Below are 13685 nucleotides of genomic sequence, written 5' to 3'. Positions count from 1 at the left end.
AGAAGCCCCCTCGCCGTGCTAGCTGAGCGAACGGTGAACGCGTAGCAGGTGGAGGTTGGTCGGGTGAAAATGCCATTTCGTAAGCCGAGGGACGTGTCCCGGACGGGGGATGATGCGCCCGCTTCTTCGCTGATGGGTTATGTCTGGCGGATGAGCGAATGGCATCAGGCTTATGTCTGTCTGCTTGCTGTCGTTTTCGCATTGATCGACCTCATTCCGCTGGAGTTGCAACGGCGGATCGTCAACGAAGTGGTGGAGTCTCAGAACGTCCCCCTTCTCTTGCAATATGGTGCGATCTATCTGGTGCTCATCATAGTGCACAAGTTCGGCAAGTTCGTGTTGAAGCTCTATCAGGGGTGGCTGTCGGAGAGCGCGACGATCTACACCCGCAAGCACCTGCTGGGACTGTACGGCGATCAGTCCGACCCGACCGAAGACAGCAGCGGGCGCACCGTGTCCATCGTCGGTTCGGAGGTCGAGAAGCTTGGTGGCTTCGTGGGCGAATCCCTGTCGCAGGCATGTGTCAATATCACCATGCTGCTGGGGGTGCTGGGGTACATGCTCGTGGTCGAGCCGCGCATCGCCTTGTTCGCGCTGGCCTTTCTGATCCCGCAGATCCTGATCACGCCCCTGATGCAAAAGCGCCTGAACGAACTTGTCGAGGAGCGCGTAGGCTACATCCGCGATCTGGGCGACGAGATTTCCAATATGACGGAGGCGAAACATGATTATTGCCTCGCCATTCTGCCCAAGATTTTCAGCAACCGGATGAAGTATTTTCTGCTGAAATTCGCACTGAAAACGGTACTCAACGTGCTGAATGCGCTGGGGCCGTTTACGGTGCTGATCTTTGGCGGGTATCTGGTGATGCAGGGCCAGACCGAGATCGGCGTGATCGTCGCCTTCATCTCGGGGTTCGAGCGTATGTCCGGTCCGGTGCGTGAACTCATTACCTTTTACCGGGTGGCCGCTCAGGCGACGGTGCAACACCGCATGATCGCCAAATGGGTGTCCAAGCATGTTGATCAGACGCCCGATCAGACCAGCACATAAAAAAAACCCGCCGGTACACGGCGGGTTTTCTTTCATGTCTTCAGGCAGATCCTGTATCAGACGCGGATATGATCGCCCACGGCCACCATATCGGCAAGCAGTTTTGCTGCATCGTCCACCGGACCGGGCTCGTTCACGAAAACCTCCTTGGCTTTCGCGTAGGCTTCTTCGGCTTCCTTGACCATTTCAGCAAGGTGATCCGCCGTGACTTCGCTGCGCGGCAGCGCCCGCTCTGCCAGAACGGTTACACCCGTCGCAGTGATCTCGGCAAAACCGCCGGTCACCAGATATTCGGAGGTACCGTCCGGGCTTTCGGTACTCAGTAAGCCAGGGCGCAGTGTCGTGATGGTGGGCGCATGGCCCGCCATTGCCGTCATGTCGCCATCGGCACCGGGTATCTGGACCGACACGACTTGCGCGGAGGCAAGCCGCCGCTCGGGCGAAACCAGGTCAAATTGCGTCGTATCTGCCATAAGTCAGGCTCCTTAAGCAGCGTCGGCCGCCATTTGTTCGGCTTTCGCTTTCACTTCTTCGATGCCGCCCACCATGTAGAAGGCGCCTTCGGGCAGGTGGTCGTATTCGCCTGCCACGACGGCCTTGAAGCTTTCGATGGTTTCAGCCAAAGGCACCTGTTTGCCATCAGATCCAGTGAAGACCTTGGCCACATCGAAAGGTTGCGACAGGAAACGCTGGATTTTCCGGGCACGGGCCACGGTCAGCTTATCCTCTTCGGAAAGCTCGTCCATGCCGAGGATCGCGATGATGTCCTGAAGCGACTTGTAGCGCTGCAGGATTCCCTGCACGTCACGGGCAACCGCATAGTGCTCTTCGCCCACGACCGCAGGGTCCATCAGACGCGATGTGGAATCGAGCGGGTCCACCGCCGGGTAGATGCCCAGTTCGGAAATCGCACGGCTGAGAACGGTTGTCGCATCGAGGTGCGCGAACGACGTCGCAGGCGCGGGGTCTGTAAGGTCATCCGCCGGTACGTAGACGGCCTGCACGGAAGTGATCGAACCGGCTTTGGTCGAAGTAATCCGCTCCTGCATCTGGCCCATGTCGGTCGCCAGCGTCGGCTGGTAACCCACGGCGGATGGAATACGACCCAGAAGGGCGGACACTTCGGAACCCGCTTGCGTAAAGCGGAAGATGTTGTCCACGAAGAACAGAACGTCGGTTCCGGATTGGTCGCGGAACTGCTCGGCCAGTGTGAGGCCCGTCAGGGCCACACGCATCCGCGCGCCGGGAGGCTCGTTCATCTGGCCGTAGACCAGCGCCACCTGAGAATTCTCAAGGTTTTCCGGGTCGATCACGTTGGATTCGATCATCTCGTGGTAAAGGTCGTTGCCCTCACGCGTCCGCTCGCCCACGCCCGCGAACACGGAGAAGCCCGAGTGCACCTTGGCGATGTTGTTGATCAGTTCCATGATCAGAACCGTCTTGCCCACGCCCGCACCGCCGAAGAGGCCGATCTTGCCACCCTTCGCATAGGGTGCCAGCAGGTCGATCACCTTGATGCCGGTTTCCAGCACTTCAGATGTCGTGGACTGTTCTGCAAACTCGGGCGCGTCCTGGTGGATGGAGCGTTTTTCATCCGCGTTGACCGGGCCTTTTTCATCCACCGGCTCGCCGACGACGTTCATGATGCGACCCAGCGTGGCGTTACCAACCGGGATCGAGATCGGGCCGCCCGTGTCGGTTACGGTTTGACCGCGCACGAGACCTTCGGTGGCATCCATGGCGATCGCGCGCACGGTGTTTTCACCGAGGTGCTGGGCCACTTCGAGCACAAGACGGTTGCCGTTATTGTCTGTTTCCAGCGCGTTGAGGATCTCCGGCAGGTGATCTTCGAATTGAACGTCAACGACCGCGCCGATGACCTGGGTGATATTGCCGACTGCATTTGCCATGTCGTTTCTCCGGTTTGTTCTTACAGCGCTTCCGCGCCGGAAATAATTTCGATCAGCTCGTTGGTGATGACGGCCTGACGCGAGCGGTTGAACTCGATGGTCAGTTGGTCGATCATTTCGCCAGCGTTACGTGTGGCGTTGTCCATCGCCGACATCCGCGCGCCCTGCTCCGATGCGCCGTTCTCCAGCAGACCCGCAAAGATCTGCGTGGCAACACCACGGGGCAGCAAGTCGGCCAGAATGGCTTCCTCGGAGGGCTCGTAATCAAATAGTGTCGAAGGTTCAGCGCCATCCTCTTGTTCGAAAGAGGCGGGAATGATCTGCTGCGCGGTGGGAATCTGCGACACCACGTTCACGAACTTCGAATAGAAGAGTGTGGCGACATCGAATTCACCCGCATCAAAGCGGCTGAGCACATCTTTGGCGATGCTCTGAGCATCCGCATAGCCCACGCGTTTCACTTCTGTCAGATCGACGTGACCAATGTAGTATTGGCTGTAGTCCCGCTTCATCTGATCACGGCCTTTTTTGCCGACAGTGAGGATTTTCACCTCTTTGCCTTCTGCCAGAAGCTTGGTGGCATGGGTCCGCGCCAGTTTGGCGATGTTGGAGTTGAAGCCACCGCAAAGGCCACGTTCAGAGGTCATCACGATCAGAAGCTGCACCTTGTCGCTGCCCGTGCCGGACAGCAGTTTCGGGGCGGAATCCGATCCGCCCACGGATGCGGCAAGCCCCGCCATCACGGCATTGAACCGCTCGGTGTAGGGGCGCGACTGTTCCGCGGCTTCCTGCGCGCGGCGAAGTTTCGCCGCGGCAACCATTTGCATGGCCTTGGTGATCTTGCGGGTCGATTTGACCGACTCGATCCTGTTTTTCAGGTCCTTAAGACTGGGCATGGGCCTACCTCTTAAGCGAAATCAGCGGCGAATTCGTCGAGAGCAGCCTTGATGCTGTCGGCCAGCTCGTCTTTGACCTTGCGGTCGTTGTTGGTGATATCGTCGAGCAGCGCCTGGTGCTTGGAGCGCAGGTGCGCCAGCATACCGGCCTCGAACCGACCCACGTCCTTGACGTCGACCTTGTCGAGATAGCCGTTGGTACCCGCGAAGATGACGCAGACGATTTCCGCATTCGTCAGGGGCGAGTACTGCGGCTGCTTCATGATCTCGGTCAGACGCGCACCCCGGGCCAGCAGTTGCTGGGTGGAGGCATCAAGGTCGGAGCCGAACTGCGCAAAGGCCGCCATCTCGCGGTACTGGGCGAGCGACAGTTTCACCGGGCCCGCCACGGAGGACATTGCCTTGGTCTGGGCCGAAGAGCCCACGCGGGACACCGACAGGCCGGTGTTCACGGCGGGACGGATGCCCTGGTAGAAGAGTTCGGTTTCGAGGAAGATCTGACCGTCGGTGATCGAGATCACGTTGGTCGGAATAAAGGCCGACACGTCACCACCTTGGGTTTCGATGATCGGCAGCGCGGTCAGCGACCCGTTGCCCGCGTCATCGCCCAGTTTCGCGGAGCGTTCCAGCAAACGGGAGTGGAGATAGAAAACGTCACCCGGGTAGGCTTCTCGTCCCGGCGGGCGGCGCAGCAGCAGGGACATCTGGCGATAGGAAACCGCTTGCTTGGAGAGGTCATCATAGATGATCAGCGCGTGGCGGCCATTGTCACGGAAGTGCTCGGCCATCGCGGTCGCAGAGTAAGGTGCGAGGAACTGCATCGGCGCGGGCTCGGACGCGGTCGCGGCCACAACGATCGAGTATTCGATGGCACCGGTTTCTTCGAGCTTTTTGACCAGCTGCGCCACGGTGGAGCGCTTCTGGCCGATGGCGACATAGACGCAGTAGAGCTTCTTGCTCTCATCGTCGCCCGCGCCGTCATTGTACGACTTCTGGTTCAGAATGGTGTCGAGCGCCACGGCGGTTTTGCCGGTCTGACGGTCGCCAATGATGAGCTCGCGCTGGCCACGGCCAATCGGGATCATACTGTCAACGGCCTTGAGACCTGTTGCCATGGGCTCGTGCACCGATTTGCGCGGAATGATACCCGGCGCTTTGACGTCCGCCTGTGACGATGTCTTGGCGTTGATCGGGCCTTTGCCATCAATCGGGTTGCCCAGACCGTCCACAACGCGGCCCAGCAGTTCGTCGCCTGTCGGTACGGACACGATGGAGTTGGTGCGCTTGACGGTGTCACCTTCCTTGATGTCACGGTCGGAGCCGAAGATCACAACGCCGACGTTGTCGGATTCGAGGTTCAGCGCCATGCCCTGAATACCACCGGGGAACTCGACCATCTCGCCGGCTTGAACATTGTCCAGACCGTAAACACGCGCGATACCGTCACCGACGGAAAGCACACGGCCCACTTCGGCCACTTCGGCCTCTTGACCGAAATTCTTGATCTGGTCTTTCAGGATCGCAGAAATCTCTGCAGCTTGGATACCCATTTATCCGACCTCTTTCATTGCATTCTGGAGGGAATTCAGTTTCGAGCGGATCGACGTGTCGATCATGCGCGAACCAACTTTGACAACAAGACCGCCGATGAGGCTTTCATCAACGGTCGCATTGAGTGTTACGGTTTTGCCTGTTGAGGCTTTCAGTGTCTTGGCCAGCTTGTCGGCCTGCGTCTTGGTCAGGGCCTTGGCGGAGACGACATCGGCCGTCACCTCGCCCTTCTCGGCAGCAATAATGTCGCGCAGGGCCGCAACGAGTTGCGGCAAAACGAACAGGCGGCGCTTTTGCGCCATCAGCGCCAATGTGTTGGCGAAAGTGTCTGACAGGTCCATTTTCTGCGCGATGGCGGAGATCGCAGCCCCCTGCTCTTCGCGGGAGTAGATCGGTGACTGGATCAGGGTGCGGAAATCATCGCTGTCACTCAGAGCGGCTTGCAGCGCCTCAAGATCGGTTTCCAAAGCTTTCACAGCTTTGCCGTCCTTGGCTATTTCATAAACCGCAGTGGCATAACGCCCGGCAATACTCGTGGAAATCGAAGCTGGTTCTGACACGTCCACCCTTCCGATGTTCTGGCCCCGGATATGCGAAAAGATCGCGTCACCGAGAGTGTTGGCGCGGCTTGAAATTACTCAAGACGTCGAAATCAGCGGTGATGTAGCAGAGAGGATCACACCCCGCAACATGAGATAGCGAACTGCTCGATTTGCTCTTTTCCCATGTTTTCAGCAGCTTGGCGGAGGTGCGACCGTTTGGCCCCTCAGAAACTTTACAAAATGCGGCAATTATCGCGGAAAAATCCGATTCCCGAGCGGCGAAAACGCGTTTTTGGCGCTCATTCCCGGTGCCGGTAATCCAGTGGTTCAATCGTTAAATCGGCTTTGCGGTCGGTTCCAGTACCCCGGTCGCACTCAGGCGCCGTTGGCGCGCCACTTTGCCCTTGGGTGGATATACCAGTTTCGTAGCCTCCACCATGAAAGCACCGCCGGCCATCATGGTGGGCACGCGCCGCCCGAATTTTTCAAAGGCCGGTCCGGATTTCATCCAGATGCGCCGGGTCGATGGTACCTGATACAAGGCACCGGCGTGCCACTCGGGCAAAAACTGGTGTTTGCGAAGCTGTGTTTCCAGCTGCGACGGCGAATAGGGACGCCCGAACCCAAACGGGGTGCGATCGCGGCGCGCCCAGAGCCCGGCCCGGTTCGGCACGATAAAAAGCGCACGCCCTCCGGGACCCAGCACCCGCCAGCACTCCTCCAGCAGATCCGAGGCCCGTTCCGAGGTTTCAAGCCCGTGTAGAACCACCAGCTTGTCCACATGTCCGGTCTCCAGGGGCCAGAGCGTTTCCTCGGTCAAAACGGAGACATTTGGCTGCCCCGGCGGCCATGGCATCACTCCTTGCGGCCCCGGCATCAGGGCGATCACCCGACGCGCCTCTTTCAGATAGGGCCTGAGCAGCGGCGCCGCGAATCCGAACCCCGTCACGGTCTGCCCCTTGGCTTCCGGCCAAATCTCCCGCATCCGCGCCTGCAGGCTCGCCTGCGCAGCACGGCCCAGGGCGGAGCGGTAGTAAAAATTGCGCAGGTCCTGCACGTCCAGATGCATTGCAGCCCGTCCCGGTATCGGTCACTCTGGCGTCAGTTTCGCAAACCATGAGGAAAATGACCATGCCCGTTGAGATCGTGACAGTCCCCTGCCTGTCGGACAACTACGCCTTTCTGGTGCATGACAGCGTTACCGGGCGCACTGCGCTTGTGGATGTCCCCGAAGCCGCCCCGGTTTTGAACGCTTTGAGTGCCCGCGGGTGGCGCCTGCATGAAGTCTGGCTGACCCATCACCATCCCGATCACGTTCAGGGGTTGGCGCGCGTGCTTCAGGACCATCAGGCACAGGTCACGGGCGCTGACGCGGACGCCCATAGGTTGCCGCCTCTCAACCGCCGCGTGAGAGATGGCGATACCTTCGACTTTGCCGGGCAGTCGGTGCTGGTTCTTGACGTGTCGGGTCATACCCGCGGACACATCGCGTTTTACATGCCCGATGCGGACGCCGCTTTTACCGCCGACAGTCTGATGGCACTGGGGTGCGGGCGGCTTTTCGAGGGTACGGCGGACCAGATGTGGGACAGTCTGACCAAACTGATGGCGCTGCCGCCGGAAACGCTCATCTGTTCAGGACATGAATACACCGCGTCCAATGCTAAGTTTGCGTTAACCATTGATCCCGATAATCCTGAACTTATATCAAGAAACGAAGAGATAGCGACCGCTCGTGCTGCCGGTATCCCGACCGTTCCTTCAACCCTCGCACTGGAAATGGCGACAAATCCGTTTCTGCGTGCCTCTAGCCCTGACATCCGCGCCCGTCTGGGTCTGCCAGACGCTACTGATGCCCAGGTTTTCGCTGAAATCCGCGCCCGCAAGGACGCTTTCTAACGCTTACATTGCAGCCTTTCATGTCGGTTTCACACAAATTGTGACCGTAAAATGGAAGAAAAAACTTGAAGAGGGGCTGCGATCAACCAAACTCTAACACTATGAGGCCATGGTTGGCTGAAGGATCGGCATAAATCAGATCCGCCACCGACCCCGATCAGAAGGAGCGCGCATTGTGCCTTCATTTTCGACCACACTGGAACAGGCAATTCATTCCGCATTGGCCCTCGCCAATGCCCGACGTCATGAGTTTGCAACGCTGGAGCACTTGTTGCTCGCCCTAATTGATGAACCGGATGCCACCCGGGTGATGAAAGCCTGCAGTGTCGATATCGACGATCTGCGTGCAACATTGGTCGAATTCGTGGATGAGGACCTCAGCAATCTGGTGACAGACGTAGACGGCTCCGAAGCGGTGCCAACGGCAGCGTTTCAGCGGGTTATCCAACGCGCCGCGATCCACGTGCAGTCGTCAGGGCGCACCGAGGTGACCGGCGCGAACGTGCTCGTGGCGATTTTTGCCGAGCGCGAGAGCAACGCGGCCTACTTCCTTCAGGATCAGGACATGACCCGCTATGACGCGGTGAATTTCATCGCCCATGGGGTCGCCAAGGACCCGGCCTTTGGTGAACCGCGCCCGGTGTCCGGCGCGCCGGAGCACGAAGAAGAAGCGCAGGGCGTGACGGAAGGCGAAAAGAAAGAGAGCGCGCTGGAGAAATACTGCGTGGATCTGAATGCCAAGTCCCGCGATGGGGATGTAGACCCTCTGATCGGGCGCGATGCCGAGGTGGAACGCTGCATCCAGGTGCTTTGCCGCCGCCGTAAGAACAACCCGCTGCTGGTCGGCGATCCCGGTGTTGGCAAAACCGCCATCGCCGAAGGTCTTGCCCGCAAGATCGTGGGCGGCGAAACGCCGGAAGTTCTTGAGAATACGACCATTTACTCGCTCGACATGGGCGCCTTGCTGGCCGGGACAAGGTACCGCGGCGATTTCGAGGAGCGTCTGAAAGCCGTGGTTTCTGAACTGGAGCAGCACGAAGACGCGGTTCTGTTCATCGACGAAATTCACACCGTGATTGGCGCGGGCGCGACCTCCGGCGGCGCGATGGATGCCTCCAACCTGCTGAAACCCGCGCTGGCGGGTGGCAAACTGCGCACCATGGGATCGACCACGTACAAGGAGTTCCGACAACATTTCGAAAAGGACCGTGCGCTGAGCCGCCGGTTCCAGAAGATCGACGTGAATGAGCCTTCGGTGGAAGATGCAGTCAAGATTCTGCGCGGCCTGAAACCGTATTTCGAGGATCACCATTCGGTCAAATACACCGCCGATGCGATCAAATCCTCCGTGGAACTGGCCTCGCGCTACATCAATGACCGCAAATTGCCGGACAGCGCCATCGACGTGATCGATGAAGCAGGCGCAGCCCAGCATCTGGTGGTCGCTGCCAAGCGCCGTAAGACAATCGGGACGAAGGAAATCGAGAATGTGGTGGCCAAGATCGCACGCATTCCGCCGAAAAACGTGTCGAAGGACGATGCAGAAGTGCTCAAAGACCTCGAGGGGTCGCTGAAACGTGTGGTTTTCGGACAGGACAAGGCCATCGAAGCCTTGTCATCGGCGATCAAGCTGGCCCGAGCGGGTTTGCGCGAGCCGGAAAAACCGATTGGCAACTACCTGTTCGCGGGCCCGACCGGGGTGGGTAAAACCGAGGTTGCAAAACAACTCGCCGACACGCTGGGCGTGGAATTGCTGCGCTTCGACATGTCGGAATATATGGAGAAACACGCGGTCAGCCGTCTGATTGGCGCGCCTCCGGGGTATGTTGGCTTCGATCAGGGTGGCATGCTCACCGATGGCGTGGACCAGCATCCACACTGCGTCCTCCTGCTTGACGAGATGGAGAAAGCGCACCCGGATGTCTATAACATCCTGCTGCAGGTAATGGATCACGGTAAGCTGACCGATCACAACGGCCGCACTGTGGATTTCCGAAATGTCGTTCTGATCATGACGTCGAACGCCGGCGCGTCCGAGCAGGCCAAGGAGGCTATTGGTTTCGGCCGGGATCGGCGGGAAGGCGAGGATACGGCGGCAATTGAACGCACGTTCACGCCGGAATTCCGCAACCGTCTGGATGCGGTGATCAGCTTTGCGCCGCTGCCGAAAGAGGTGATCCTGCGCGTGGTCGAAAAATTCGTGCTGCAACTGGAAGCACAATTGATGGACCGCAATGTCACGATCGAGCTGACCAAACCGGCGGCGGAATGGCTTGCGGACAAAGGCTACGATGCGAAAATGGGTGCCCGCCCGCTGGGTCGGGTGATCCAGGAGCACATCAAGAAACCGCTTGCCGAAGACCTGCTGTTCGGCAAGCTGGCCAAGGGCGGCATCGTCAAGGTCGGCGTCAAAGGTGGCGAGATCGACCTCAAGATCGAAGGACCCGACAAGCCAAGACTGTCGGGGAACAAGCCTCCCTTGCTGACCGCCGAATAAGCGCGACAATCTGCGCCTCAACCGACTTCCCCCCTGCCCCGGCTGACCGTGGCAGGGGGTCTTTATATGAAGTGCCGGAGATTCCGGAAAAAGCGACACTAAGCGAGTTGAATGCCTCCGCCGGTGACACGATCGAAGACGCGCCGGAAAAGCTATTTTTCAGTGAACTTCAGTTCAATGCGCCGGTTCTGGGCCCGCGCGTCCTCGCTGTCGCCAAGAGCGACGGGTTGAAATTCACCAAACCCGTTTGCAGCCAGCCGGTTGGGCGGAATACCCAGCGCATTCACCATGTATTTCACGACGGACAGAGCACGCGCCTGGCTCAACTCCCAGTTATCGGCAAACTGTCCGAAACCCGACAACGGCAGGTTGTCGGTATGCCCGTCGACGCGAATAATCCAGTCGATTTCATCAGGGATATCTCCCGCGACGCTCGCCAGAATGCGGGCGACTTTTGCAACCTCCGCCTGTCCAGCGGTGGACAGATCAGCACTCGCCGGCTCAAACAGCACCTCCGAGGAGAACACAAACCGGTCTCCCTCTATGCGCACGCCCTCCTGACGTCCCAGAACATCGCGTAAACGGCCGAAGAATTCCGACCGGTACTGTGCCAGATCCTTGGTTTCCTCAGTCAACCTTTCCGCTTCTTCCGCCAGTCGTGCGGCTTCTTTTTCCAGACGAATGCGCTCGGCCTCTTCCAGTTCGGCACGGCGGCGCTCTTCGGCGGCGACGCGGGCCAATGCCGTATTGAGATCGGACCCCAGCGACTGCAACCGGATCTGCGATGCCGCGTCGCGGGCCACCGCATCGTCCAGCAGTGATTGTAAATCCCCCAGTTGCATCCGCAGGGCGGCAACCTGCTGGTTCAACAGTTCTGTTTGACGCTGCGCCTCTGCACTGATCGCTTCTTCCTGCGCCAACGCGCGGCGCGCTTCGGCCAGCAGGGCGGCGCGACGTTCGGTTTCGGTGCTGGTATCTTCTGCCAGCGTCTCGGCGGCAAGCTTCGCCGCCAGCGCCGTGGCCAGCTGTTCACGCAAGAGTTTCCGCTCCGCCTCAAGATCGGCCTGACGGGCGCGTGACGCGTCCTGTTCCGCCTGCGCATCGGTCTGGGCAGTTGCAAGACGCTCTTTCAGCGCCCGTTCCGCCGCGCGCAGTGTCTCGGCCTGTTGTGCTGCTGTATCAACGGTCTCTTCCAATCCCTCGACCCGCAACAGGGCGGCGGCCAACTGCGCATCCAGATCACTTTCCGCGGTACGCGCCGCAGCAAGAAGGGTGAGCGTGTCTTCCGCATCCTTGCGTTGTGCCTCCAGCGCCAGTGTCATGGCCGTCAATTCGGCATCCGCATCCGCCAGACGTGCGCGCAGGGCTTCGGCGGCCGCCGCCTCGGTCAGCCGGGCGGCTTCTTCCGCGCTCAGCGCCTGTTGGGCGCTGTCCAACTCGGCCGTCAACCGATCCACCTGACCTGCAGTTTCAGCGTTTCGTGCCCGCAGGTCCGCGACCAGCGCATCCAGCGCCTCGCGCCGTGCCGCCGCCAACCGGGCCGCTTCGACCTGCGCGTCTATCTCCGTGCGCGCAGATGCCAACGCAAGGTTCAATGCTTCCTGTTCGCTCAGCAACGCGGCCTGCGTCTCCTCAAGCGCATCGCGTCTTTGCTCCAACGCGGCGACGTCACCAAGCGCCGTATCACGTTGGGCAATAAGCGCTGCTACCTGCGCTTCGAAACTGGTGATCCGGGTCTCGGCTTCGTTTAATGCGGCGGCCTGCGCATTCCGGGTGGCCGTCAGCGTGGCAATACGCGCCTGCGCATCCGTCAGGGACGTGCTCAGCGCGCCGACCCGTCTTTCCAGATCGGCGTTCGATTGCTGTTCCAGCCCCAGCGCCTGCGCCAGTGCGGCAACCTCGCCGGCCAGTTGGTCAAGCTCGGATTCCTGCCCAGTGATCCGCTCCGTCAGCACAAACTGAACAACCATGAAGATGGTCAAGACGAACATGAGCACCAGCAGCAGCCCGGTCATAGCATCGACAAAGCCGGGCCAGATCGAGGCCTGAAAGCGTGCGCCGGTGCGTCGCGACAGCGCCATGCTCAGCTATCCTCGGGGTTTGATTTCATCACGGGCCGCGCACGTCTGGGGCGCATAGCATCGGCCAGTTTTGAAATATCCATGCGCAATTCGGCCATGCTCTCCTGACGCCCGGCGGATATCTCTTCCAGAATTCTCAGCATCTGCACATCTATGGACCGTAACCGCATGCGGCTTTCGGCATCGATACCGTCGCCATGCGTCTGATTTTCCAGAACCGAGATCAGCCGCTCCTGCCCTTCGGCAACCCGCTCCAGGGCTAGGGTCGCGGGATCGGGCCGGTCCATTCGGTCGGTCATCTGTTCGATCGAATTTGCAAGTGCGCCGAGCCGTTCCTGCACCTGCCCGCGGCTGACGTCGGACTGTATGAACATCCGCTGCAGTTCTTCCATCTGCTCGGCCATGTGGTCGACAACACCGGCCAGCACGGATTGATCGCCCGATGCCTCGTCCCCGGTTGTAAACCCGACGCGGGTGATCGAGCTCAGCCATTCTTCGAGCTCGCGGTAAAAGCGGTTCTGGCCGTGCCCGGCAAAGAGTTCCAACAGGCCGACAATGAGAGAGCCCGCAAGCCCCAGCAGAGACGACGCGAAGGCCACACCCATGCCGCCCAGCTGCGTTTGCAACCCGCTCATCAGGCGATTGAAAACCTGAAGACCGCCCTCACCCTCTTCGGGTGCTAGGCTGCTGATGGTTTCCACGATGGCGGGCACGGTTGTTGCAAGCCCGTAGAACGTGCCCAAAAGCCCCAGGAAAATCAGCATGCTGACAATATATCGGGTGATTTCCCGCGCCTCTTCGATACGGTTCACGACCGAGTCGAGGATAGATCGCGTGGACGAGGCACTCACCTGCATGCGCGCGCCCCGCGAGCGCAACAGGGACGCCAGCGGTGCGAGGAGTTGCGGCGCCTTGATACTGCTGTCGAGGGAATCAGTGGCAAATCGTTCAATCCAGCGCACGGATCCGATCAGTTGAAAAACCTGATAAAAACAGGCAAAAACCCCGATGATAAACACGAAGATAATGAAGCCATTCAGATAGGGGTTCGCCTCAAAAACCGGCAACACGCGCGGCAGGGCGAGAAAGCTGCCGAAACTGGACAGCGCGAGTACAATCAGCATCAGCGAAATCTGCCGCACCGGTTGGGAGAAAACCGGTCTTGCCTCTTTTTCTGGCAATGCCATGCGCTCTGGCTCCTGCGCTTTATTGTTCTGCTCTGACGGCAGCTTACACTGAAAACCGCCACCAGCGCC

The 13685-nt window shown here is 59.7% G+C and carries 11 protein-coding genes; 3 read left to right on the top strand and 8 right to left on the bottom strand.

What is annotated here, in order from left to right:
* Positions 1–69 precede the first annotated feature (69 nt).
* On the top strand, positions 70–1053 hold the full coding sequence (locus tag KX928_RS22675; protein ID WP_257884038.1) for an ABC transporter transmembrane domain-containing protein: 984 nt from the start codon (positions 70–72) through the stop codon (positions 1051–1053).
* A gap of 56 nt (positions 1054–1109) precedes the next feature.
* Here the strand turns inward: KX928_RS22675 and KX928_RS22670 are convergent, their stop codons facing one another.
* The 6 genes from KX928_RS22670 to KX928_RS22645 all read right to left on the bottom strand — a co-directional run bounded on the left by KX928_RS22670 (position 1110) and on the right by KX928_RS22645 (position 7021).
* Entirely contained in the window at positions 1110–1526 is a 417-nt protein-coding gene (locus tag KX928_RS22670) for a F0F1 ATP synthase subunit epsilon (protein ID WP_219507478.1), read from the bottom strand.
* Positions 1527–1538: 12 nt separating this feature from the next.
* The gene (gene atpD, locus KX928_RS22665) at positions 1539–2963 is read right to left on the bottom strand and encodes a F0F1 ATP synthase subunit beta (protein ID WP_219507476.1); all 1425 of its coding nucleotides are present in this window, start codon (positions 2961–2963) and stop codon (positions 1539–1541) included.
* A 20-nt stretch (positions 2964–2983) separates the two neighbouring features.
* A complete protein-coding gene (locus KX928_RS22660) occupies positions 2984–3859 on the bottom strand; it encodes a F0F1 ATP synthase subunit gamma (protein ID WP_219507473.1) in 876 nt (291 codons plus the stop codon).
* An 11-nt stretch (positions 3860–3870) separates the two neighbouring features.
* Positions 3871–5409, bottom strand: coding sequence for a F0F1 ATP synthase subunit alpha (gene atpA, locus KX928_RS22655; RefSeq protein ID WP_219507464.1), 1539 nt, complete (start codon positions 5407–5409; stop codon positions 3871–3873).
* Positions 5410–5970 carry a F0F1 ATP synthase subunit delta gene (locus tag KX928_RS22650; RefSeq protein WP_219507462.1) on the bottom strand — a complete coding sequence of 187 codons (561 nt, stop codon included), beginning with the start codon at positions 5968–5970 and terminating at the stop codon, positions 5410–5412. It abuts the gene before it with no gap.
* Between the two features lie 316 nt (positions 5971–6286).
* Positions 6287–7021, bottom strand: coding sequence for a methyltransferase domain-containing protein (locus KX928_RS22645; RefSeq protein ID WP_219507460.1), 735 nt, complete (start codon positions 7019–7021; stop codon positions 6287–6289).
* Positions 7022–7083: 62 nt separating this feature from the next.
* Here KX928_RS22645 and gloB point away from each other — a divergent pair, with 62 nt between their 5' ends.
* Together gloB and clpA are read left to right on the top strand one after the other, a co-directional pair.
* Positions 7084–7851, top strand: a complete 768-nt coding sequence (gene gloB / locus KX928_RS22640) for a hydroxyacylglutathione hydrolase (protein ID WP_219507458.1) — start codon at positions 7084–7086, stop codon at positions 7849–7851.
* Between the two features lie 175 nt (positions 7852–8026).
* Positions 8027–10348, top strand: coding sequence for an ATP-dependent Clp protease ATP-binding subunit ClpA (gene clpA / locus KX928_RS22635; protein ID WP_219507448.1), 2322 nt, complete (start codon positions 8027–8029; stop codon positions 10346–10348).
* Positions 10349–10500: 152 nt separating this feature from the next.
* On the opposite strand, the gene KX928_RS22630 is transcribed toward clpA, so the two are convergent.
* Both KX928_RS22630 and KX928_RS22625 read right to left on the bottom strand, forming a co-directional pair.
* Positions 10501–12429 carry a peptidoglycan -binding protein gene (locus KX928_RS22630; RefSeq protein ID WP_219507446.1) on the bottom strand — a complete coding sequence of 643 codons (1929 nt, stop codon included), beginning with the start codon at positions 12427–12429 and terminating at the stop codon, positions 10501–10503.
* 2 nt (positions 12430–12431) lie between these two features.
* Positions 12432–13616, bottom strand: a complete 1185-nt coding sequence (locus KX928_RS22625) for a biopolymer transporter ExbB (RefSeq protein ID WP_219507444.1) — start codon at positions 13614–13616, stop codon at positions 12432–12434.
* Positions 13617–13685: the final 69 nt, after the last annotated feature.

This window comes from Roseobacter insulae, assembly GCF_019375555.1.
Classification (GTDB): domain Bacteria; phylum Pseudomonadota; class Alphaproteobacteria; order Rhodobacterales; family Rhodobacteraceae; genus Roseobacter; species Roseobacter insulae.
Note: the sequence above shows the minus strand (reverse complement) of the source record. Positions and strands in the feature narration are given on the sequence as shown.